This window comes from Rahnella inusitata, from assembly GCF_018288855.1.
Classification (GTDB): Bacteria; Pseudomonadota; Gammaproteobacteria; order Enterobacterales; family Enterobacteriaceae; genus Rahnella; species Rahnella inusitata.
Genome location: NZ_CP065024.1, coordinates 3,457,932 through 3,480,147 on the forward strand (window position 1 = coordinate 3,457,932; position 22,216 = coordinate 3,480,147).

Annotated in this window: 17 protein-coding genes; 10 read left to right on the plus strand and 7 right to left on the minus strand. The window is 52.5% G+C overall.

Annotated features, from left to right (window positions below):
* Positions 1-3: 3 nt before the first annotated feature.
* Positions 4-2,124 (minus strand): bifunctional 23S rRNA (guanine(2069)-N(7))-methyltransferase RlmK/23S rRNA (guanine(2445)-N(2))-methyltransferase RlmL, encoded by a 2,121-nt coding sequence (rlmKL, locus tag I2123_RS16340; protein ID WP_213051028.1) that lies wholly within the window; start codon positions 2,122-2,124, stop codon positions 4-6.
* Positions 2,125-2,234: 110 nt separating this feature from the next.
* On the opposite strand from rlmKL, the gene I2123_RS16345 reads away from it, so the two are divergent.
* The gene (locus I2123_RS16345; RefSeq protein ID WP_213051029.1) at positions 2,235-3,338 is read left to right on the plus strand and encodes a YcbX family protein; all 1,104 of its coding nucleotides are present in this window, start codon (positions 2,235-2,237) and stop codon (positions 3,336-3,338) included.
* Positions 3,339-3,406: 68 nt separating this feature from the next.
* On the opposite strand, the gene I2123_RS16350 is transcribed toward I2123_RS16345, so the two are convergent.
* Both I2123_RS16350 and pyrD read right to left on the minus strand, forming a co-directional pair.
* Positions 3,407-3,955 carry a cell division protein ZapC gene (locus tag I2123_RS16350; protein ID WP_112166653.1) on the minus strand — a complete coding sequence of 183 codons (549 nt, stop codon included), beginning with the start codon at positions 3,953-3,955 and terminating at the stop codon, positions 3,407-3,409.
* Between the two features lie 187 nt (positions 3,956-4,142).
* Entirely contained in the window at positions 4,143-5,153 is a 1,011-nt protein-coding gene (gene pyrD / locus I2123_RS16355) for a quinone-dependent dihydroorotate dehydrogenase (RefSeq protein WP_213051030.1), read from the minus strand.
* A gap of 316 nt (positions 5,154-5,469) precedes the next feature.
* On the opposite strand from pyrD, the gene ssuE reads away from it, so the two are divergent.
* From ssuE to ssuB, 5 genes are read left to right on the plus strand one after another with little or no spacing between them, the layout of a single operon-like run.
* The gene (gene ssuE, locus I2123_RS16360; RefSeq protein ID WP_112166311.1) at positions 5,470-6,051 is read left to right on the plus strand and encodes an NADPH-dependent FMN reductase; all 582 of its coding nucleotides are present in this window, start codon (positions 5,470-5,472) and stop codon (positions 6,049-6,051) included.
* A 17-nt stretch (positions 6,052-6,068) separates the two neighbouring features.
* Positions 6,069-7,049 carry a sulfonate ABC transporter substrate-binding protein gene (locus I2123_RS16365; protein ID WP_274611813.1) on the plus strand — a complete coding sequence of 327 codons (981 nt, stop codon included), beginning with the start codon at positions 6,069-6,071 and terminating at the stop codon, positions 7,047-7,049.
* Between the two features lie 58 nt (positions 7,050-7,107).
* Positions 7,108-8,262: an FMNH2-dependent alkanesulfonate monooxygenase gene (ssuD, locus tag I2123_RS16370; protein WP_112166315.1), complete on the plus strand. Its 1,155-nt coding sequence runs from the start codon at positions 7,108-7,110 to the stop codon at positions 8,260-8,262.
* An 11-nt stretch (positions 8,263-8,273) separates the two neighbouring features.
* A complete protein-coding gene (ssuC, locus tag I2123_RS16375; RefSeq protein WP_112166317.1) occupies positions 8,274-9,065 on the plus strand; it encodes an aliphatic sulfonate ABC transporter permease SsuC in 792 nt (263 codons plus the stop codon).
* Positions 9,062-9,844, plus strand: a complete 783-nt coding sequence (ssuB, locus tag I2123_RS16380) for an aliphatic sulfonates ABC transporter ATP-binding protein (protein WP_112166319.1) — start codon at positions 9,062-9,064, stop codon at positions 9,842-9,844. The genes ssuC and ssuB overlap by 4 nt, the downstream gene beginning before the upstream one ends.
* Before the next feature lie 70 nt (positions 9,845-9,914).
* Here the strand turns inward: ssuB and pepN are convergent, their stop codons facing one another.
* Complete coding sequence (pepN, locus tag I2123_RS16385; protein ID WP_112166321.1) at positions 9,915-12,530, minus strand: aminopeptidase N; 2,616 nt, start codon at positions 12,528-12,530, stop codon at positions 9,915-9,917.
* Between the two features lie 482 nt (positions 12,531-13,012).
* Between pepN and pncB the strand changes: the two genes are divergently transcribed.
* From pncB to I2123_RS16405, 4 genes are all read left to right on the plus strand, one after another.
* The gene (pncB, locus tag I2123_RS16390) at positions 13,013-14,218 is read left to right on the plus strand and encodes a nicotinate phosphoribosyltransferase (RefSeq protein WP_213051031.1); all 1,206 of its coding nucleotides are present in this window, start codon (positions 13,013-13,015) and stop codon (positions 14,216-14,218) included.
* A gap of 275 nt (positions 14,219-14,493) precedes the next feature.
* Positions 14,494-15,894 (plus strand): asparagine--tRNA ligase, encoded by a 1,401-nt coding sequence (gene asnS / locus I2123_RS16395; protein ID WP_112166325.1) that lies wholly within the window; start codon positions 14,494-14,496, stop codon positions 15,892-15,894.
* Positions 15,895-16,194: 300 nt separating this feature from the next.
* A complete protein-coding gene (gene ompC / locus I2123_RS16400) occupies positions 16,195-17,307 on the plus strand; it encodes a porin OmpC (RefSeq protein ID WP_112166327.1) in 1,113 nt (370 codons plus the stop codon).
* Between the two features lie 244 nt (positions 17,308-17,551).
* Positions 17,552-18,742: an amino acid aminotransferase gene (locus tag I2123_RS16405; protein WP_112166329.1), complete on the plus strand. Its 1,191-nt coding sequence runs from the start codon at positions 17,552-17,554 to the stop codon at positions 18,740-18,742.
* Positions 18,743-18,822: 80 nt separating this feature from the next.
* On the opposite strand, the gene I2123_RS16410 is transcribed toward I2123_RS16405, so the two are convergent.
* The 3 genes from I2123_RS16410 to ldtD all read right to left on the minus strand — a co-directional run bounded on the left by I2123_RS16410 (position 18,823) and on the right by ldtD (position 22,101).
* Positions 18,823-19,470, minus strand: a complete 648-nt coding sequence (locus I2123_RS16410) for an MBL fold metallo-hydrolase (protein WP_112166331.1) — start codon at positions 19,468-19,470, stop codon at positions 18,823-18,825.
* Between the two features lie 51 nt (positions 19,471-19,521).
* Positions 19,522-20,073: a peptidoglycan L,D-endopeptidase MepK gene (gene mepK / locus I2123_RS16415; RefSeq protein WP_056769288.1), complete on the minus strand. Its 552-nt coding sequence runs from the start codon at positions 20,071-20,073 to the stop codon at positions 19,522-19,524.
* Positions 20,074-20,250: 177 nt separating this feature from the next.
* Positions 20,251-22,101, minus strand: coding sequence for a L,D-transpeptidase (gene ldtD / locus I2123_RS16420; RefSeq protein ID WP_213051032.1), 1,851 nt, complete (start codon positions 22,099-22,101; stop codon positions 20,251-20,253).
* Positions 22,102-22,216: the final 115 nt, after the last annotated feature.

A 22,216-nucleotide genomic window follows, 5' to 3' on the forward strand; every position in this document is an offset into this window, starting at 1 on the left:
ACTTTATTTTTCCTCGCCAGCATGGGACAGCAGCCAGCAGTTATGAATTTGACGATTACGGGCGAAATCCTGTGACAGGGTTTGGCTGGTGATTTCTTTCGCGCTCAGACCCAGCTTGCTCAGTCCGTCGAGATCCATCTGGAAACCGCGCTTATTGTTGGAGAACATGATGGTACCGTTGCGACGCAGGATACGCTTCAGATCTTTCATTAATGAAAGATGATCGCGCTGAACGTCGAAACTTTCGGCCATGCGTTTGGAGTTAGAGAACGTCGGTGGATCGATAAAGATCACGTCAAACTGTTCGTCGCACATGCCGAGGTAAGACAGGCAATCCGCCTGAATCAGGCGATGCTGACGACCGGTCAGGCCGTTAACGCGCAAGTTTTTCTCCGCCCACTCCAGATAAGTACGGGACATATCTACGGTGGTAGTGCTGCGTGCGCCGCCCAGACCCGCATGGACACTGGCGGTGCCGGTGTAAGCAAACAGGTTAAGGAAGTCTTTACCGTTACTCATCTCGCCCAGCATTTTACGCGCGATGCGGTGATCGAGGAATAAACCGGTATCGAGATAATCGGTCAGGTTCACCCAAAGCTTGGCATTAAACTCTTCAACCAGCTGGAATTCACCTTTCTGCGCCAATTTTTCGTACTGGTTGGTGCCCTTCTGACGTTCGCGAGTTTTCAACACCAGCTGGCTGGATGAAACATCCAGCACGGAGAGCGTAGCATTTATCACGTCGAACAGACGCTGACGGGCTTTTTGCGCATCAACCGTTTTTGGCGGTGCGTATTCCTGAACCACGACTTTGCTGCCATAGCGATCGACGGCCACGTTGTAATCCGGCAAATCGGCGTCATACAGGCGATAACATTCGATCCCCTGCTGTTTGGCCCATTTTTCCAGCTTTTTGACGTTCTTGCGCAGACGGTTGGCGTAATCTTCAGCCATTTGCACGCCCGCAGCGCCGGTCGGATTTTCCGACAGCTGATAGTTTTTCTGCACGCATTCCAGCGGGCCATTTTTCGCTTTGAACTGGCGGTCGGCGCGCAATTGCACGCAGCTCAGCAATTCAGGCGATGCGCTGAATAGAGACAGCTGCCAGCCGCCGAACTGCATCTTCATGATGCGGCCCAGCTGGTTATGCAGCGCAATCAGCGCCGGTTCACTTTCCAGACGCTCGCCGTATGGCGGGTTGCTGATGACGGTGCCGGTCGGGCCTTCAGGTAACGGATTCACCAGTTTACCGACTTCAGCGGCTTCGAAACTGATCAACTCTGAAACACCCGCACGACGGGCGTTGGAGCGCGCCATCTCGATCACACGACGGTCGATATCAGAGCCAAAGAAACGCGAGGTGGTTTCCTGCACGGCGCGGCGGGTGCGTACCTGCGCTTCCGTTGTCAGTTCACGCCACAGTTCGGTATCAAATTTATTCCAGCCCGTGAAACCCCAGTGCGGGCGATGCAAGCCCGGCGCGCGATCGGCGGCGATCATGGCCGCTTCGATAAGCAAAGTACCGGAACCACACATCGGATCCAGCATCGGTGTGCCCGACTGCCATCCGGAACGCATCACGATCGCGGCTGCGAGGTTTTCTTTCAGCGGTGCCTGTCCGGCCAGATCACGGTAGCCGCGCTGATGCAGGCCTTCGCCGCTCAGATCCAGCGCCACGCTGGCGGTGTCACGTTGCAGGAAGACGTTAACGCGGATGTCAGGCAACTGCTTCGCGACGTTAGGACGTTCGTCCATTTTGCGGGTAAAGCTGTCAACGATGGCATCTTTGACTTTCAGTGCACCGTACTGACTGTTGCGAATTTCGTCGTTCAGGCCGCTGAAATGGACCGCGAAGGTTTTATCGACGCTGAAAATTTCCGGCCAGTCGATCGCCATCACGCCCATATACAGGTCTAAGTCACTGTGGACTTTGAATTCGTTCAGAGGCAGAAGGATGCGCGAAGCCAGACGGCTCCACAGCAAGCTTTTATACATCAGGCGATCGTCACCTTCAAAATGCACCCCTCCCTGCACAACTTTGCAGGCTTGCGCACCCAGCGTTTCCAGTTCGCTTTTTAACAGTTCTTCCAGTCCACGCGCCGTGCTGGCAAACAAAGAGTTCATATCGACATATCACCAAAAATAAAATAGTTGCGCATTATAGCTAATCCCGAGCGCTTGTCATAAAGTCTCTGGTTCTCTTTTAGGATCAAAAATCAGAGAGGCGATATTAAGTGCCCATTCTTTCACGTTTATTTGTTCACCCGATAAAATCCATGCGCGGCCTGCAAGTTTCACATGCGCTGGTCACGGCGACGGGTCTGGCGTTTGACCGCCAGTTTATGCTGACGGATCCTCAGGGCATGTTTATTACTGCCCGGCAGTATCCGAATCTGGTGTTGTTCACCCCGGTTCTGTTACCCGATGGCCTGATGATTGCCGCACCAGAAGGCGACAGCATCAGTGTCAAATTCGCTGAATTCAATGGTCAGAACGCGCCGACAGAAGTCTGGGGCAATCAGTTTACCTCACTCATCGCGCCAGAACCGGTAAATCGCTGGTTAAGTGGTTATTTAAAGCGTGAGGTGCAACTGCGCTGGGTTGGCGAAGAACCGACCCGTCGGGTAAAAAAACACCCTGACGTGCCACTGTCGTTTGCCGACGGATTCCCGTATCTGTTGATTAATGAAGCCTCCATGCTGGATTTACAAGGTCGCTGTCCGGTCGGCGTCAGAACGGAGCAATTTCGCCCGAACATTGTGGTCAGCGGCGCTGAGGCTTATGCCGAAGATACCTGGCAGACGATCCGGATCGGCGAGGTTATTTTCGATCTGGTCAAACCCTGTAGTCGCTGTATTTTCACGACGGTCAGCATTGAGAAGGGGCGCAAGCATCCCGGCGGTGAACCGCTGAAAACGCTGCAAAGTTACCGTACGGCCAGCGATGGCGATGTTGATTTCGGTCAGAACATGATTGCCCGTAATACCAGCGTGATACGCGCAGGCGATAACGTTGAGGTGCTGGCCACCAGACCACCCCGCCCTTATGGCGCCGGTGACGTGGTAGAAAGCATTGAAGCACCTAAAGGCAGCGCACAGGCTCTGACAATTAATTATCAGGGCACCGAATTTACCGGCAACAATCAGCAGATTTTACTTGAACAGCTTGAGTTACAGGGGTTACGCATCCCTTATTCCTGCCGGGCGGGAATTTGTGGAGCCTGTAAAATGACGCTACAAAACGGGCAGGTTTCGCCGCTCAAAGAAAGCGCAGTGGGAAAAGACGGGACGATTTTGGCATGCAGCTGTATTCCGGCATCAGACATCGTGCTCGGCTAGAATATTTGAAACTGGCAGGAAGGTCAGGCGGCTTTATCAATATTTGATTCAACCCAAAAGATAAAGGATTAAACCGCCTGATCGTACAGGTCGCGATGGCTGGTGCGGACAACGGCTGGCATCAGACGATCGTGCATAATCTTAATCGCATCACCCAGAACCATTCCGCGCCCGGCCACAGTCAGCCTTTCCTGCGCCAGCAGGCACAGGCTGGCATTGTCACCGGATTCCACAATCAGTAATGTGGCCTGCTCACCGCTTTCCATCACCTGCACCTGGGCAAGCTGTCCGTTACCTGGCTGGAAAGGATGAACCTGCTGACTGAAATGCCAGCTCTTAGGCATCAGGGGTTTTAAGAAGCGATAAGCGACCAAGGCGTTTAATACTAATTCGGCGCGTTGCTCGGCCCCGAGTTTAATCTGTTTACATTGCTCTTCGAAATCAAAATATAACGCGGCGTCATCAACGCAAAATGTCATATCGCCGAACGCGTCAGGCGTTAACATTTTAGCCGGGAAACGGGAACGAAAAATCATGCCATTGGCCAGATCCAGCATCAGCCGGTCATGTTCAGCATCAAAATACCAACGCCAATTATCATCTGGTTTGATTTTCATTTCGTCATCCTGTTCACCCTCAATGCCCGCCAATCTGACTTCATTACCTGCTACTCCGTTAAGAATAGAATTTTTTATAATGAAAAGAAATCAGACAAATCCTGAGTCTTAATTAAGGTCAGTGGACAAAATATAGACGAGCCGGGTTGATAAATAAACCCCTGACTCGTCCTGAGGATGAAAAAGATTAGATATGGGTAACAATATCTTTGATAAGACGCGGGCCTTTGAAGATAAATCCGGAATATATTTGAATTAAAGACGCACCCGCCGCCATTTTTTCGCGCGCTGCGGTTAAAGAATCAATCCCGCCGACGCCAATAATAGGGAGACGACCTTGTAATTCATTCGACAACATGCGGATGATTTCTGTACTGCGCAGCTGCACCGGACGTCCGCTGAGGCCACCCACTTGTTCGCAATAATTAAGTCCCTGAACAAGTTTGCGATCGAGCGTTGTGTTGGTCGCAATAACGCCATCCATATTATGACGCACCAGACTGTCGGCTATTTGGATCAGTTCTTCTTGTGAAAGATCCGGTGCGATCTTCACGGCAACCGGGACATATTTCTGGTGACGCTGCTGAAGTTCAAGCTGCTTATTCTTGATCGACGCCAGTAAATCATCCAGCGCTTCACCGTATTGCAGCGAACGTAATCCCGGCGTGTTTGGCGATGAAATATTCACCGCAATATAGCCCGCATGCGGATATACCTTCTCCATACAGGTCAGATAATCATCTTTACCTTGCTCAACCGGGGTATCTTTATTCTTACCAATATTAATGCCGATGATACCGCCAAAACGGGATCTCTTGACGTTATTGACCAGATTATCGACGCCGTGGTTATTAAAGCCCATGCGGTTAATCAGGCCTTCTGCTTCAACAATACGGAATATACGGGGCTTATCATTTCCGTCCTGCGCACGCGGCGTAACGGTGCCCACTTCCACAAATCCAAAGCCCATTGCGCCAAACGCATCAATACAGGTGCCGTCTTTATCCAGACCCGCGGCCAGACCTAATGGGTTTTTAAAAGATAATCCCATGCAGCTGACAGGCTTGGTTGGGACAGACTGGCGGATCAAAAATTCAAGGGGAGTGCCGGAAATGCGGCTCAGCTGACGAAAGGTTAACTCGTGGGCGCGCTCTGGATCGAGCTGAAACAGTGCTTTCCTGACAAGAGGATAATACATGGAGACTCCTGGATTCCCGGTGGCTAGACGGGGCGGTATTATCGACTAACCGTCGGCCAATTGGAAACGATAACCGGCCATTTGTGGCAATAAATGCGTTTATGCGCAAACGATTACTTTCTATTTACTTTCGATTCACGTTTTACGTCCTTCTGTGTTTCCCCCTGCGCCTGCCTGGCTGCCTTCTTTATCCGTTTTGTGACTATGAATAGCCAAAATTGAGATTTCCGCTCCCACTGCGTTGCCTGCTAGTTTTAATTCACTTTGTTAAGAAAAATGATGGTTCTATAACATATTGTTATAAGGAAGAATAAACATGCGCGTTATTTCCCTGGCAGGCAGCCCCCGACAGCCGTCCCGCTCTTCTTCCCTGCTGGCGCTCAGCCACCAGTGGCTGGCAAGCCGTGGTGTGGAAGTTTTTACCTACAATCTTCAGGATTTCTCCGCTGATGATCTGCTATTCGCAAATTTCTCCAGCCCGCAGCTCAAGCAACTGATTGCCGAACTGGCGAGCGCAGACGGATTGATCGTCGCCACGCCGGTGTACAAAGCGTCGTTTTCCGGCGCACTGAAAACGCTGCTGGATTTACTGCCTGAACGCGCACTCGACCACAAAGTTGTACTGCCGCTGGCGACTGCCGGTTCTATCGGCCACATGCTGGCAGTGGATTATGCCCTCAAGCCGGTCCTCGCCTCGCTGAAAGCGCAGGAGGTTTTGCAGGGTGTGTTCGCCGATGACAGCCTGATTACCGATTATCACACCTTCCCTGCGACGCTGGACCCGGCCCTTGCCGGGCGCCTGAACGAATCCCTGGAAAACTTTTATCTGGCACTCAGCCGCCGCCGGCCTATTGCGAACTCCGCAGCCTCTCTTTCAGCGCAAGTTTTGCGCGTCTGACTAAAAAGGAATTCACCATGACTGCGTCATTCTCCTTGTCATCACTACGCCGCCTGCCGGTAGTTGCCGGTTTGCTGACCAGCCTTCTGCTCAGCGCGTACGCCGGAGCAGAAGAAAAAGCGCCGGAGCAGCTGCGCATCGCTTACCAAAAAGGATCTGTCGGACTGGTGCTGGCGAAATCGCACAAACTGCTGGAAACGCGTTTTCCCGATACCAAAATCACCTGGATCGAATTCCCTGCGGGACCGCAGATTCTCGAAGCACTCAACGTCGGGAGTATTGATTTAGGCGGCACCGGTGATTTGCCACCGCTGTTCGCGCAGGCAGCGGGCGCAGATTTGCTGTATATCGGCTCGGAACCGCCAAAGCCAAAAGCAGAAGTCATTCTGGTCGATAACGACAGCCCGATCAAAAGCGTCGCCGATCTGAAAGGTCATAAAGTTGCCTTCCAGAAAGGTTCCAGCTCGCACAATTTACTGATCCGCGCCCTGCAACAGGCGGGGCTTAAGCTCAGCGATATCCAGCCGGTGTATCTGACGCCCGCCGATGCGCGCGCGGCCTTCCAGCAGCATGACGTCGATGCCTGGGCCATCTGGGATCCGTACTACTCCGCCGCACAGGTTCAGGGAAATGTCCGGGTGCTGGCGGACGGTTCATCGTTGCATCAGACCGGTTCCTTCTATCTTGCGCCGAAAAAATATACCGAAGCCAATCCGCAGTTTATCCAGCAGGTTCTGACGGTGTTAACGCAGGCGAATGCGCTGACCAAAACCGATCGCGACCAGAGCATCAAGCTGCTTTCCCAGTCGATGGGCCTGCCGGAAAAAGTGGTGGCGTCGTATCTGGATCATCTGCCGGATTTGCCCATCACGCCCGTCAGTGCTGAAACGGAAAAGCGCCAGCAGCAAACCGCCGATCTGTTCTACGAAAACCATATTTTGCCAAAGCAGGTCGAAATCAAAGACCGCATCTGGAAACCGACAGTACAAGCGAACTGAATATCCGACTATTTAACCGCCACCCACGAGCGGAAACGAACGAGAGAGGAGTAACCCTATGAGTCTTAACGTATTCTGGTTTTTACCTACCCACGGCGACGGTCGCTATTTAGGCACTGAAGAAGGTGCGCGCGTCGTTGACCACGGTTATCTGCAACAGATCGCACAAGCGGCCGACCGCTTAGGATTCGGCGGCGTGCTGTTGCCTACTGGCCGTTCATGCGAAGACTCATGGTTGGTAGCCGCCTCACTGATTTCCGTTACCCAGAGGCTGAAATTCCTGGTGGCGCTGCGTCCGGGGATTATCTCCCCGACGCTGGCGGCGCGTCAGGCGGCAACGCTCGACCGGCTGTCGGGTGGCCGCGCGCTGTTTAATCTGGTGACCGGCGGCGATCCGGCTGAGCTGGCCGCTGAAGGTCTTCATCTTAATCACAAAGAGCGTTACGAAGCCTCTGCCGAATTCACCCGCATCTGGCGTCGCGTGCTGGAAGGCGAAACGGTGGATTACGAAGGCAAACACATTCAGGTTAAAGGCGCGAGCCTGATGCATCCGCCGGTTCAGTACCCTCGCCCGCCGCTGTATTTCGGCGGTTCGTCTGAGGAAGCGCAGGATCTGGCGGCAGAACAGGTCGAGTTGTATCTGACATGGGGCGAGCCACCGGCTTCGGTGAAAGAAAAAATTGATCAGGTTCGTGCGAAAGCCGCTGCCCATGGTCGTACGGTGCGCTTCGGGATCCGTCTGCACGTGATTGTGCGCGAAACGAATGAAGAAGCCTGGCAGGCCGCCGACCGCCTTATCGCCAACATTGATGATGAAACCATTCAACGCGCACAGGCGGCATTTGCCAAAACTGATTCCGTTGGACAGCACCGTATGGCGGCTTTGCACGGCGGCGATCGCAACAAACTGGAAATCTACCCGAATCTTTGGGCTGGCATCGGCCTGGTACGCACCGGCGCAGGCACTGCGTTGGTAGGCGACGGTCCAACCGTGGCGGCACGTATGCAGGAATACGCCGATCTGGGCATCGACACCTTTATTTTCTCCGGTTATCCGCATCTGGAAGAAGCCTACCGCGTCAGCGAGTTGCTGTTCCCGCATCTGGACCTGGCGAAACCAGAAGATGAGCAGGTGGTGAAGAAAGCTATTTTGCCGCGCGGTGAACTGGTTGCTCACGACTTTGCCAACAAAAAAGTCGCCAGCCAGCATTAAGGAGAACAGACATGACCTCATCACAACGCTGGTTAGACCGTATTTTGCCATGGATTGTACCGGTGGCGCTGATCGGCGGCTGGCAGCTTGCCGTCGAAGCGGGCTGGTTATCCAACCGCATTCTTCCCGCGCCCAGCGCGGTGGTCGAGGCGTTCTGGACACTGGCGAAGAGTGGCGATCTGTGGCAAAACCTGAAAATCAGCACCTTCCGCGCACTGACCGGTTTTGCTATCGGCGGCAGCCTGGGTTTGCTGCTCGGCTTTATCACCGGGCTTTCCCGCTGGGGCGAGCGCCTGCTCGACAGTTCCCTGCAAATGTTGCGCAATATTCCCCATCTGGCGCTGATCCCGCTGGTGATTTTGTGGTTCGGCATTGATGAAACCGCCAAAATTTTCCTGGTCGCCCTGGGAACGCTGTTTCCGATTTACCTCAATACCTATCACGGCATCCGCAATATTGACCGCGGCCTGCTGGAGATGTCGCGCAGCTATGGTTTATCCGGTTTCCCGTTGTTCATTCAGGTGGTGTTACCGGGCGCGCTGCCGTCGATTATGGTCGGCGTCCGCTTTGCGCTCGGGTTCATGTGGCTGACGCTTATCGTCGCTGAAACCATTTCTGCCAATTCAGGGATCGGTTATCTGGCCATGAATGCGCGCGAATTTTTACAAACTGACGTCGTCGTGGTCGCCATCGTGCTGTACGCAATCCTTGGCAAACTGGCCGATATTTTAGCCCGCCAGCTGGAAAGTGTCTGGCTGCGCTGGCACCCCGCTTATCAGAAAAAACAAGGAGACGCCGCATGAGCGCCCCTGCACGTATCCCGCAAGGCACGCCGGTTACGCTTTCCGGCATCACTAAAAAGTACGGCAACCGCGCCGTGCTCAATGACATCAATCTGCGCATTCCGCCCGGCCAGTTCGTGGCGGTGGTTGGCCGCAGCGGCTGCGGAAAAAGTACGTTATTACGCCTGCTCGCCGGTCTGGAAAAAACCACGCAGGGTGAACTGCTCAGCGCCAGCGCCCCGCTCAGTCAGGTGCGTGACGATACGCGGCTGATGTTTCAGGATGACCGTCTCCTGCCGTGGAAGAAAGTGATCGATAACGTCGGGCTGGGCTTAAAAGGCAAATGGCGTGAAGCCGCGCTGGCGGCTTTGGAAGAGGTCGGACTGGCGGATCGCGCCGATGAATGGCCTTCGGCACTGTCAGGTGGACAAAAACAGCGTGTGGCGCTGGCGCGTGCGTTAATCCATCGTCCACGCCTGTTGTTACTGGATGAACCGCTCGGCGCACTGGATGCCCTGACGCGTATCGAAATGCAAAGTTTGATCGAACGCCTGTGGCAGCAGCATGATTTTACCGTGCTGCTGGTGACGCATGATGTCAGTGAAGCCGTAACGGTCGCCGACCGGGTGATCCTTATTGATCAGGGGCAGATTGGGATGGATTTGACGGTAGATTTGCCGCGCCCACGCCGTAAGGGGTCGGTAAGACTGGCAGAGCTGGAAGCCGAAGTGCTGGAGCGCGTTCTGACGCCACAGCCTGCGCCGACGGTTTCACTGGAGGCGAAACGGGCGCAGCGATAACGTATTTTTGAGATCTTTGGATGTAAAAAGGGCGATGTTTCCATCGCCCTTTGTCATTTCTGTTTTTTGATTATGCGTCTAACGCTTTGGTGATTTTCTCGAACAAATCACCGGACAGATTTTCCAGCCCTTTCAGCTGTTCCAGCGCTTTGCGCATCTGCGCCTGACGGCCTGCATCGTAACGTTTAAGACGAATCAACGGCTCGATCATACGTGCCGCCACCTGCGGGTTACGGGTGTTCAGATCCGTCAGCATTTCGGTCAGGAACTGATAACCGCTGCCGTCCGCTGCGTGGAACGCAGAAGGATTGGCAGAAGCGAATGCGCCAATCAAAGAACGTACGCGGTTCGGGTTGCCCATGCTAAACGAGCGGTGATTCAGTAATGAACGTACTTTCTGCAGGACGTCGGCAGCCGGGCTGGTGGCTTGCAGGATAAACCATTTATCCATCACCAGACCGTCGTGATGCCAGCGCTCATCGTAAGCCGCCATCAGCGCCTCGCGGCAAGGCAGTTGCGCAGAAACCGCCGCAGACATCGCGGCCAGAGAATCGGTCATGTTGTCTGCCTGCTCAAACTGAGTTTTCACCAGCTGATCGGCCAGCGTCACATCGGCAAAGGCCAGATAGCGCAGGCAGGTGTTACGCAGGGTACGTTTACCGATATCTTCATGGACCACGCGGTAGCCCGGCAGACGGTTAGCGTTGTAAACGGCAAGGAACTCATCGGCCATTTCGGTGGCCAGACAGCGGGTAATCGCTTCATGCACGGCGCTTATCGCTTCGGGATCGATAATGTCGAACAGCTCGGCAATCTCGTTATCCGACGGCAACGTGAGGATCTGCGCCGCCAGGCCCGGATCGATGTTCTCATCCAGCAATACCGCGCGGAACGCATCTGCCACGTGCAGCGGCAGGGACAATGGCTGTTTTTGCTGGTGACGCGCGACGTTCAGCTTGATGTAAATTGCCAGCAGGCTTTGAGCCGCATCCCAGCGGGCGAAATCGTTACGCGCGTACTTCATCAGGAAGGTCAGCTGATGATCGCCCCACTTGTAATCGAGTTTCACCGGCGCGGAGAATTCACGTAATAAAGAAGGCACCGGCGGCGCTTCCACGTCTTCGAAGATGAAAGTCTGCTCAGCTTCGGTCACGTTGAGCACGTTGCTGACAATCTGACCATCCTGCTTCAATGCAATGACGTTGCCCTGTGGGTCATACAGCTCGATATCCAGCGGGATGTGCAGCGGCAGCTTTTCGGTCTGATCTGGCGTCGGCGGCGTTTTCTGGCTGACGGTCAGCGTGTACTGCTGTTTTTCAACATCATAGTCGTCGCGCACGGTCAGGACTGGCGTACCGGACTGGCTGTACCAGCGGCGGAACAGCGACAAATCGACATTGGACGCATCTTCCATTGCCTGCACGAAATCATCACAGGTCGCTGCGCTGCCGTCATGACGTTCGAAATACAGCTGAATACCGGCCTGGAATTTCTCTTCGCCCAGCAGGGTGTGCAGCATGCGGATAACTTCAGAACCTTTCTCATACACCGTCAGGGTGTAGAAGTTGTTCATTTCAATGACTTTATCCGGACGGATCGGGTGCGCCATCGGACTGGCATCTTCAGAAAACTGTGCGCCACGCATGACGCGGACGTTATCGATACGGTTAACCGAGCGCGATCCGAGATCGGAGCTGAATTCCTGATCGCGGAAAACGGTCAAACCTTCTTTCAGGCTCAGCTGGAACCAGTCGCGGCAGGTCACGCGGTTACCGGTCCAGTTGTGGAAGTATTCATGGCCGATCACCGCTTCAATACCGAGGTAATCTTTGTCGGTGGCGGTTTCGGCTTTTGCCAGCACGTATTTGGAGTTAAAGACGTTAAGGCCTTTGTTTTCCATCGCGCCCATATTGAAGAAATCAACCGCGACAATCATGAAGATGTCGAGATCGTATTCCAGATTGAAACGGGTTTCGTCCCATTTCATGGATTGTTTCAGGGATTCCATCGCCCAGCCGGCGCGATCAAGATTGCCGCGGTCAACAAACAACTCCAGCGCCACATCGCGGCCTGAACGGGTTTTAAAGGTATCGCGCAGCACGTCGAAATCACCCGCCACCAGCGCAAACAGGTAGCAAGGTTTCGGGAACGGATCCTGCCATTTGATCCAGTGCTTGCCGTCTTCCAGTTCGCCCTGGTCGATACGGTTACCGTTAGACAGCAGGTAAGGATAGCGGGCTTTATCGGCCACGATGCGGGTGGAGAAACGCGCCAGCACATCAGGGCGGTCGAGATAATAGGTAATGTGGCGGAAACCTTCGGCTTCACACTGGGTACACAGCGCGTCGCCGGACAGGTATAGGCCTTCCAGCGCGGTGTTTTTCGCCGGATGAATTTCGTTAACAATCGCCAGCTCAAATGCTTCCGGGAGGCCGTCGATCACCAAAGTGCCTTCCTGTAACTGATACTTCGGCCAGTCCTGACCGTTGATTTTCAGACTGACCAGCTGGAGGTCTTCACCGTTGAGCGTCAGGGAAGCCCCTTCTGCGCCCAGACGTTTGATCTGGCTGATGGCCGTCACGACCGTCTTTTGTGCATCAAGCTCGAAATTAAGGTCGATATCCGTGATGGTGTAGTCCGGCGCACGGTAATCGTGGCGGAACTTGGCTTGCGGCAGTTGAGTCATAAAAAACCTTTTGGCGTTTTCATAGTTTATGGTGATGACGATTTATGGCGTTGAAGGGTGTTCCTGTCATCAGCACAGGGCTGCACAGAACCTGACGCGACCTTCATACTTTCTCTCTAAACTCTAACACAGGCATCAGGAAATCCCAGATTGTTGCAAGGTTGTGAGTTCGTATGCGCACCTTTCAACCAAAACACAGAATTTTGTTCGCGCTGTCCACCAGGAGGACTGATCCGCCTCACCAAATGTAATCAATTTGTGCCTTATTTATTGCGTAAATTAGCGCAAATCACCGTACACCCCGCCTGTGAGCACATTTTGGCCTCGACCCGTCACGGACAATTATGATGTGATGAGGGTTCTTTGGCGGGATATTACGGTATACTTCACAGACTTTTGCTGTTTTATTCAGAACGTTTTTATTACGGAACGGTTGTTTGTGTTCAAACACTCAGTTTCTGACGAGGATGCTGTAAAGCGCTATGACTCCATACGCCTCCCCGATTTTGACTTCGCTGTTAGATACCGATGCCTACAAGCTTCATATGCAGCAAGCGGTTTTCCATCGTTATCACAGTATCAGCGTGGTGGCCGAGTTCCGTTGCCGCGGTGATGAACTGCTGGGCGAATACGCCGGTGAAATCCGTCAGCAAATCCAGTTGATGAGCGAACTGGCGCTGACCGACGATGAGTTCACCTACCTCTCCGGGCTGCCTTTCTTTACACAGGACTATCTCAGCTGGCTGAAAACGTTCCGCTATAACCCGGAACACGTCACCGTTTCCAACCGCGACGGCCATTTGCATGTGCGCATCGAAGGGCCGTGGCGTGAAGTCATCATGTGGGAAGTGCCGCTGCTGGCGGTTATCAGTGAAGTGGTACATCGCCATCGTTCACCGCTAATCACGGCGCAAATGGCGGTCGAACAGCTGCGTAAAAATCTGGTCAGCTTTAATGAGCAGGCCTCTGATATCGATCTTTCCGCTTTCCGGCTGATGGATTTTGGCACACGCCGCCGTTTCTCGGGCGAGGTGCAGGAAGCGATTGTCAGCACACTGAAAAGTGAATTCCCTTATCTGGTCGGTACCAGCAACTACGATGTCGCCCATAAGTTGCAACTGGCACCGGTCGGAACGCAGGCACATGAATGGTTTCAGGCGCATCAGCAAATCAGCCCGGTGCTGGCCAACAGTCAGCGCGCGGCGCTACAGGCCTGGCTGGATGAGTACCCTGATCAGCTCGGTATCGCCCTGACTGACTGCATAACCATGGATGCTTTCCTGCGTGATTTCGGACCGAAATTCGCGAACGCGTATCAGGGTCTGCGCCATGATTCAGGGGATCCGTTTGAGTGGGGTGAAAAAGCCATCGCGCATTATCACGCACTGGATATTGATCCGATGACTAAGACGCTGGTGTTCTCCGATAATCTCGACCTGGATAAGGCACTGCATTTATATCGCCATTTCCACAAGCGGGTGAATTTAGTATTCGGCATCGGTACGCGCCTGACCTGTAATATTCCCGGTGTGAAACCGCTGAATATCGTCATCAAACTGGTTCAGTGTAATGGTAAGCCAGTGGCGAAACTTTCCGACAGTCCGGGAAAAACCATCTGTCAGGATAAAGCGTTTGTGAAAGCGCTGCGCAAAGCATTTGATCTGCCACTGGTCAAAAAAGCCTCCTGATCTGCCGCAAAGTGCCGGGAAATGACCTCCGGCGCTTTGCTGATTTTTTATCCCGCGTATTTCCTTCCTTATATAGATGATATTCAATTTGCTCGGCTTTCATTCATTCACTCAATAATTTTCGCGTATACCCGCCCCTGCCTGACAATTCTTACACCACGACGTTGATTTCTGCTTGTGTCCTGAGAAAGGCTAAGTAACATAGCAAAATCCCTTTTTACAGGGTGTCCATTATTTCTTAGTCAACATCTGTATATAAAGAAAGAGAGAAATCTATGAGCGTTGTGCCTGTAGTCGACGTACTGCAAGGCCGTGCTGCGGTTGACAGTGAAGTCACCGTACGCGGTTGGGTACGTACCCGGAGAGATTCTAAAGCTGGTATCTCATTCCTCGCCGTTTATGACGGCTCCTGCTTTAATCCATTACAGGCCGTCGTCAATAATTCTCTGCCCAATTATCAGGATGAGGTTCTGCATCTGACGACCGGCTGTTCTGTTGAAGTGACAGGTACTGTTGTCGCCTCCCCTGGCGAAGGCCAGAGCTTTGAGCTGCAGGCGACTGCGATTAAAGTCGTCGGCTGGGTGGATGATCCTGATACATATCCGATGGCGGCTAAACGTCACAGTATTGAATATCTGCGTGAAGTGGCACACCTGCGTCCGCGTACCAACCTGATTGGCGCGGTGGCACGCGTGCGTAACACCCTGTCTCAGGCAATTCACCGTTTCTATCATGAAAACGGCTACTTCTGGGTGTCGACGCCGCTGATTACAGCTTCCGATACCGAAGGTGCTGGTGAGATGTTCCGCGTGTCCACGCTGGATCTGCAAAACCTGCCGCGTACTGACAAAGGCGAGATCGATTTCAGCGAAGACTTCTTCGGTAAAGAATCCTTCCTGACCGTTTCTGGTCAGCTGAACGGTGAAGCGTACGCCTGTGCATTGTCCAAGGTGTACACCTTCGGCCCGACCTTCCGTGCAGAAAACTCCAACACCAGCCGTCACCTCGCTGAATTTTGGATGGTAGAACCGGAAGTGGCCTTTGCCACACTGGACGATATCGCATCATTGGCTGAAAACATGCTGAAATATGTTTTCCAGGCCGTGTTGAACGAACGTTCAGACGATATGGCTTTCTTTGCTGAACGCGTAGACAAAGATGCGGTTGCCCGCCTTGAGCGTTTTGTAACCTCTGATTTCGCGCAGGTGGATTACACTGAAGCAGTAGAAATCCTAATGAATTGCGGTCAGAAGTTTGAGAACGCTGTTTCGTGGGGTGTGGATCTTTCTTCAGAACACGAACGTTATCTTGCTGAGCAACACTTCAAAGCGCCGGTGGTAGTGAAAAACTATCCGAAGGATATCAAATCCTTCTACATGCGTTTGAACGATGATGGTAAAACCGTCGCGGCGATGGACGTATTAGCGCCTGGCATCGGTGAGATTATCGGGGGTTCTCAGCGTGAAGAACGTCTGGATGTATTGGACGCGCGAATGGTTGAAATGGGACTTAAAACTGAAGATTATTGGTGGTATCGCGATCTTCGTCGTTACGGCACTGTGCCACACTCCGGCTTCGGTTTGGGCTTTGAACGTTTAGTCGCCTATGTCACCGGCGTACAGAACGTCCGCGACGTAATTCCGTTCCCGCGCACACCACGTAATGCAACCTTCTAATTAATTAAACTATTTTTAATTAACAAAAACTTTACAAAACTAAGGCCAGCATTGCTGGCCTTAGTCATTTTTAAAAATAGATCCCCGTCACAAAGCTCCCTAAAATACACATTTTGTAATACATTCTTTCTCGCTGAAACATATTTAGTAATTTAGTAGCATTTTCGCTGTAGATTAAGCGAACCTCGGATGGAATAGTGCGTTCAGACACAGGAGACACCAAACTTTCATGAATAGTTCCCCAAAGAATTATTGACGGCAGTGGCAGGTGTCCGAATAAAACCAATGAGGGTAATAATAATGATGAAGCGCAACATTCTTGCAGTAGTAATCCCAGCTCTGTTAGTCGCTGGTGCAGCTAATGCAGCAGAGATCTATAACAAAGACGGCAACAAACTGGATTTGTACGGTAAAGTTGACGCACGCCATAACTTCTCTGACAACGCTGGTGATGATGGCGACCAGACCTATGTTCGTTTCGGCTTCAAAGGCGAAACTCAAATTACTGACCAACTGACCGGTTACGGCCAGTGGGAATACAACGTTCAGGCTAACCATGCAGAAAGCGCTGGCGACGAAGGCAACAAAACTCGTCTGGGCTTCGCAGGTCTGAAATTCGGTGATGCAGGTTCATTCGACTACGGTCGTAACTACGGCGTAATCTACGACGTAATGTCCTACACCGACCAATTGCCAATCTTTGGCGATGACACCATGTACCAGAACAACGACAACTTCATGGTTGGTCGTGGTAATGGCATGGCAACTTACCGTAACAGCAACTTCTTCGGTCTGGTTGACGGCCTGAGCTTCGCTGTACAGTACCAGGGCAAAAACGACGAAGGTCGTGACGGTCGTGGCGCAGTTGACTCCAACGGCGACGGCTGGGGTACTTCTGCTGCATACGCACTGGGCAACTCTGGTGTTAGCCTGACTGGTGCTTACTTCTCTTCTAACCGTACCTCTACTCAGAAAGCTGACGGTAACGGCGACAAAGCTGACGCATACGCATTCGGCGCGAAATACGACGCTAACAACCTGTACCTGGCAACCTTCTACGGTGAATCACGTAACACCACCGATTACGGCAACCCAGATGCGATTGCTAACAAAACTCAGAACTTCGAAGTGGTTGCACAGTACCAGTTCGACTTCGGTCTGCGTCCATCCATCGCTTACCTGCAGTCTAAAGGCAAGCAGCTGAACGGCTTCAGCGACAACGGCGCAACCTACGCTGGCGGCGATGCTGACCTGGTTAAATACGTAGAAGTTGGTACTTACTACTACTTCAACAAAAACATGTCTACCTACGTTGATTACAAAATCAACCTGCTGGACGACAACAGCTACACCAAAGCCGCCGGTCGCAGCACCGACGACACTGTGGGTGTTGGCTTGCAATACCAGTTCTAATATCGCTTAACGATGCGCTTACGGGCGCATCAAAGTGGATATCAAGGCAGAGCTTCGGCTCTGCCTTTTGCATTTCTGATTTCTTAAAAACACCCTTTTCCATGCCCTTTTCATAAAATATTTTAATCTCGGATCCGCCCTCACAACTCTGCTTACTTTTTCCCGCAAACGGTTGGCAAAACGCGCGCTCTGGCGTTACCCTTAAGGCCTCTTTCGTACTATCAGGCTAATGGAAGTTTCCAACATGTTTGAAAAAATCACTGCAGCACCTGCCGACCCGATTCTGGGCCTTTCCGATCTTTTCCGCGCTGACGACCGCTCTGATAAAATCAATCTTGGGATTGGTGTTTATAAAGATGAGACAGGTAAAACGCCGGTTCTGGCCAGCGTGAAGAAAGCCGAACAATTCCTGTTGGAAAATGAAACGACCAAAACCTATCTGAGCATCGACGGATTGCCTGATTTTGCACACTGCACACAGGAATTGCTGTTTGGCAAAGACAGCGCAGTGATCGCTGAAAAACGAGCCCGCACTGCTCAAACTCCCGGCGGCACCGGCGCACTGCGTATCGCAGCAGATTTTATCGCCACCCAAACCAGCGCCAAACGGGTGTGGGTCAGCAACCCAAGCTGGCCGAACCATAAAAGCGTATTTAATGCTGCAGGTTTGGAAGTGGCTGAATACAACTATTATGACGCGCAGAATCACTCCCTTGATTTCGACGGTATGCTTAAGAGCCTGAGTGAAGCACAAGCGGGCGATGTAGTGCTGTTCCACGGTTGCTGCCATAACCCAACCGGTATCGATCCTACACAGGAACAGTGGTCACAGCTGGCGGAGCTGTCCGTCTCGAAAGGCTGGTTGCCGCTGTTTGACTTCGCCTATCAGGGCTTTGCGAAAGGTCTGGAAGAAGATGCCGGTGGCCTGCGTCTTTTCGTGGCAAAACACAAAGAATTGCTGGTCGCGAGCTCCTACTCGAAAAACTTCGGTCTGTATAACGAGCGAGTGGGTGCCTGTACGATTGTGGCGTCTGATGCCGAAACCGCTGACCGCGCGTTTAGCCAGGTGAAATCCGTTATCCGTGCAAACTACTCTAACCCACCGGCACACGGCGCAGCCGTCGTCGCGACCATACTGGGTAACCCGTCACTGCGCGCGCTGTGGGAGCAGGAACTGAGCGACATGCGTCAACGAATTCACCGCATGCGCCAGTTGTTCGTCACAACCTTGCAGGAAAAAGGCGCTAAACAGGATTTCAGCTTTATCATCAATCAGAATGGTATGTTCTCATTTAGCGGCCTGACCAAAGATCAAGTTCTGCGTCTGCGTGATGAATTCGGGGTTTACGCGGTGAACTCAGGACGCATTAACGTGGCCGGTATTACGCTAGATAACATGGCACCGCTGTGTGAAGCCATCGTCGCTGTGCTGTAAAACATAAGCAACGCTGCTCCATTAAAAAAGCCCGTCAGGAAACTGACGGGCTTTTTGCTGTTCCTGAGGCGCAAAATAAATCACCAGACCGGTAATTCATCCTGCAGGAAAGGGTTGGTTTTACGTTCATAACCAAAATCTGACATCGGCCCGTGACCTGGGATAAACACGATGTCATCGCCAAGCGGCAACAATTTGGTTTTGATCGAATGGATCAGCGCCTGATGATCACCGCGCGGGAAATCACTACGGCCAACGCCACCTTTAAATATCACGTCACCGGAAACGGCTAAACGCGCTTTATCATTGATGAAAACGATATGGCCCGGCGTGTGTCCGGGACAATGCAGCACGGAAAGTTTCTCTTCGCCCACGCTGACATGATCGCCCTCTTCCAGCCAGGTATCAGGCGTCAGCGGGTCACAGTGGTCTAATCCGAACATCTGGCTTTGCGTTGGCAGTGCATCCAGCAGGAATTGATCTTCTGGATGAGGCCCAATCACCGGCACCTGATAATGTGCAGCCAGTTCCGCGGCAGCACCAACGTGATCAAGATGACCATGTGTCAGCAGAATTTGCGTGACCAGTACGCCCTGAGCAGAGACTTCGCGGATGATTTTGGCTGCTTCGCCGCCCGGATCGACAAGCGCGGCCTGATTGGTTTTAGTACACCAAATCAGTGAGCAATTTTGGCTGAACGCCGTGACGGTAATGAGATGGGTTTTCATAAGGCTCCACAAAATGGCCTGTCCATTTGGGCAGGCCACTAATGACACACATCACCAGGTCCGTGCAGGGCCGGTATCGATGTGCACAAAGTTACTTCGTGGATAATATCCTACACCACCCATCCGCATTTTTAATGCTGCTTTGCGGATATTGCTCAGTTCGATGCCCTGAATGTGGAAATCCATCGCCTGACCCAGCGTGTGGTAGCTGTGCTTCGCCACACCACTTCCTGGTTCACGCATGCTGTTATTCGTCGCCAGCGAGCGGTAGCCAGAAATCAACTGCACGGGTTTATTCGTTCCTCCGAGCATGACCTGTAAGCGATAGAGATGATCGAACAAAGCCGGGTCGATGGACTTCACCTTTTCTGCCCGATAGTCCCTGAACAAATGATTCAACCGGGCCAATTCATCCTTGTTGTAACGCTTTCCATCAAAAAACTCAGTTTTGAGGGTTTCGCCAGTATTTAGATTATTAACGACCAGAATACGTGGACGAGGAGTGGAAAGAGTGGCGAACGCACGACTCGGAAGCAATGCAATCCCCATAGCGGCACTGCCTAATGCCAGCCATTTACGGCGATGTTTGTCGATTTCATTCATGAACAGTTTACTATCCGGTAAGAGTGTCAAAAAGGTGCAATGCCAGCACCGCCTCGAACCTTAACTTCCTAAATTGGGCGAGTCAAGGGACCCAAATATGCAAAACGAGCGTGCCAGTGGCTCACGCTCGTTCAATGGCCAAATACTCTGACCTTTATCAGACTAGTTTTACTGCATTTATTGCAGTAATTTTTCTGCCTGAGGCAAGATTTGTGCGCCGGATCTCACAGTAGAATCATAATTGTAAATATCTGTACGGAATTGCGGCTTACCATCTTCCGCTACCCACGCTGTCAGATAAAACAGTTTTACCGGTATGCGATGACGAATTGAGACGTAAGTTGTATTACCGCCCTGCAATGCAGAGGAAATACGCGTGTCATTCCAGCCCGCGTCCTGCAACAACATATTGGCCAGTTCAGAGGCTTTATTGACTCGCACACATCCTGAACTTAACGCACGAATATCTTTACTGAAAAGATTGTGATTCGGCGTGTCGTGCAGGTAGATAGCATCAGAACTTGGCATGTTGAATTTGTATCGACCAAGGGAATTGCTCGCGCCCGGTGCCTGTCGGATGCGATATGGGAAATGGCTCGGTGACACCATCGCCCAGTCAATCATCGTCGGATCGATCACTTCTGCATCATTACTCCAGCCGGATAACACCTGATAACCGTGCTGCTGGAAGTACGTCGGGTTGTTGCGGGCTTTCGGCACGATATCTTCACGCACTAAGGTCGTCGGCACGTTCCACGGCGGGTTCACCACCACGTTGTTTAATGCACTGCTCATCAGCGGCGTTTTACGGCTTGGACGGCCAACAATCACCCGCGATGACAACACTTCATTACCGTTGAGATAATATGTCAGCTGGTAATTCGGAATGTTTACCATGATACCCGTGTTTACATTGCCCGGCAGAATACGCAACCGTTGAATGTTCAGCGCCAGCAAAGTGGCACGCAGCTGCGGAGATGAATTTAGCCACTGACGCGTACGGGCACCGATAATGCCATCCGCTTCAAGTCCCTGCCATTTCTGAAAACGCTTAACCGCCTCGACCAGATCCGGCGTGTACTGATTGTTAGATACCACAACAGGTGCTGCGGGAGCCGGGCTTTCAACTGACTGCACCGTTGGCAGAACATCTTGCACGGAAGTTGCCGACGGGCTCACCGCTGGCGTGGATGCTTGCGCTTTGTCAGCGCTTTCATCAACGGAAAGATCGTCATTTGCCGCGCTGCCAGGCACGTTGGGTGCGATGGTTTCATCCGTCGGCTTCGGCGCTTTGGCCTCGTCTGGCGGTGCGACCATCATGCCGGTGCGGCTGAGAATTTCACGCAGTGCAGGAATGTCGTCACTAATCTGATCCGGACGCAGGCTGGTTGCGCCCGTTATCACCGGCCACGGGCGGTTATCCTCCAGCATGGTTTTCAGCGCATCGTGCATTTTTGCATAATAAGGATGTTGCGGTGTCAGCGTCGACAAATACTGTGCCGTCGTGCCCTGACGCACAGCGAGCTGCCACTGGTTAATGACGGTCAGCGGTGGTGTGGTCATTTTGTACGGAACATTGCTGTAAAGCCAGGTATCGCCTTTGGCCTCTACGCTGCTGGTGAACTGCAAATAGCCCAGCATCGCATCAGACAGCACGACGTCGCGTGCCATGCCAGTGACTTCGGGATCTGTCAGCCATCTAACCCATTGTGTAAACTGCGGCTGAATACCGGAAATAGCCAGTTCTGCGAGCTGCTGCTGAAATATCTGGACGGTTTCCCTGTCCTTCCACATGGGCTGCATGTGGTTCGATGCATACAGTGATGAGAGGGAAGACAAATACAGCGGACGAATGCCTCGCGGTAAGAGTTCAGCTTGTAGCTGGCTCATGCTCTGAACGCTGGAGAGCGTGGCGGTGCGCACCGGCATAGTCGGTACAGTCGCCCAGGCAGCAAACCACGGCGACAGGCCGCTTGCCAGCAGGCAGCTGGCCACTAAAAACTTGAGAGACCTTTGATTCATCAACATCTTCCCTTGCCTCCCGGTAAATTGCTCAATTTCATCCCCGAAATATTCCAGCGACTCTGTGATTAAGTATATAAAGAAAATTCATTTTTTGCGTAGAAACTCAATGAAATAGAGC

What these genes read in the sequence shown, in the direction of transcription:
- I2123_RS16405 (WP_112166329.1), top strand. Translation starts at nt 17,552, where the DNA reads ATGTTTGAAAAAATCACTGCAGCACCTGCCGACCCGATTCTGGGCCTT.
- I2123_RS16410 (WP_112166331.1), bottom strand. Translation starts at nt 19,470, where the DNA reads ATGAAAACCCATCTCATTACCGTCACGGCGTTCAGCCAAAATTGCTCA.
- ssuD (WP_112166315.1), top strand. Translation starts at nt 7,108, where the DNA reads ATGAGTCTTAACGTATTCTGGTTTTTACCTACCCACGGCGACGGTCGC.
- rlmKL (WP_213051028.1), bottom strand. Translation starts at nt 2,124, where the DNA reads ATGAACTCTTTGTTTGCCAGCACGGCGCGTGGACTGGAAGAACTGTTA.
- ssuC (WP_112166317.1), top strand. Translation starts at nt 8,274, where the DNA reads ATGACCTCATCACAACGCTGGTTAGACCGTATTTTGCCATGGATTGTA.
- asnS (WP_112166325.1), top strand. Translation starts at nt 14,494, where the DNA reads ATGAGCGTTGTGCCTGTAGTCGACGTACTGCAAGGCCGTGCTGCGGTT.
- mepK (WP_056769288.1), bottom strand. Translation starts at nt 20,073, where the DNA reads ATGAATGAAATCGACAAACATCGCCGTAAATGGCTGGCATTAGGCAGT.
- I2123_RS16365 (WP_274611813.1), top strand. Translation starts at nt 6,069, where the DNA reads ATGACTGCGTCATTCTCCTTGTCATCACTACGCCGCCTGCCGGTAGTT.
- ompC (WP_112166327.1), top strand. Translation starts at nt 16,195, where the DNA reads ATGATGAAGCGCAACATTCTTGCAGTAGTAATCCCAGCTCTGTTAGTC.
- pyrD (WP_213051030.1), bottom strand. Translation starts at nt 5,153, where the DNA reads ATGTATTATCCTCTTGTCAGGAAAGCACTGTTTCAGCTCGATCCAGAG.
- pepN (WP_112166321.1), bottom strand. Translation starts at nt 12,530, where the DNA reads ATGACTCAACTGCCGCAAGCCAAGTTCCGCCACGATTACCGTGCGCCG.
- ldtD (WP_213051032.1), bottom strand. Translation starts at nt 22,101, where the DNA reads ATGTTGATGAATCAAAGGTCTCTCAAGTTTTTAGTGGCCAGCTGCCTG.
- pncB (WP_213051031.1), top strand. Translation starts at nt 13,013, where the DNA reads ATGACTCCATACGCCTCCCCGATTTTGACTTCGCTGTTAGATACCGAT.
- ssuE (WP_112166311.1), top strand. Translation starts at nt 5,470, where the DNA reads ATGCGCGTTATTTCCCTGGCAGGCAGCCCCCGACAGCCGTCCCGCTCT.
- ssuB (WP_112166319.1), top strand. Translation starts at nt 9,062, where the DNA reads ATGAGCGCCCCTGCACGTATCCCGCAAGGCACGCCGGTTACGCTTTCC.
- I2123_RS16350 (WP_112166653.1), bottom strand. Translation starts at nt 3,955, where the DNA reads ATGAAAATCAAACCAGATGATAATTGGCGTTGGTATTTTGATGCTGAA.